Genomic DNA, 395 nt, shown 5'->3' with positions numbered 1-395 from the left:
GTGCACGAACTGGCCACCGGGGCCCGCGTCGGGGTCTTGTTCACCGACGACATCCGTTGTCCGGTCCATGTGGCCGACCTGGCCGCGGCTCTGCTGGAACTCGCGTCGGCTGATGCGAGCGGCATCCATCATCTTGGCGGAAGCGATGCCCTGAGCCGTCATGAACTCGGCATACTCATCGCCAGGCGCGACGGACTCGACGCAACCCGACTGCCCACCGGCCTGCGGGCCCACAGCGCACTTCGGGGGCCTGTCGACGTACGCCTCGACAGCCGCGCAACCCAACGCAGACTTCGCACCACGCTGCGCGGCGCCCACCAGTTCCTCACCCCGACGGCTTAATTGCCCGGACTGCGGTCGCAGGCCTGTCTCCCGAAGCAGCGAGGTCTGCGGGC

Annotated in this window: 1 protein-coding gene; it reads left to right on the top strand. The window is 68.6% G+C overall.

Annotated features, from left to right (window positions below):
• Positions 1–342 (top strand): sugar nucleotide-binding protein (locus AC1DUE_RS20560; protein WP_477041253.1); only part of this gene is annotated, 342 nt, incomplete at its 5' end.
• Positions 343–395 lie beyond the last annotated feature (53 nt).

The sequence above is a fragment of the Cellulomonas sp. P4_A2 genome, from assembly GCF_056402515.1.
The sequence above is the reverse complement of the archived record's forward strand: the minus strand, read 5'-3'. Positions and strand labels throughout refer to the sequence as shown.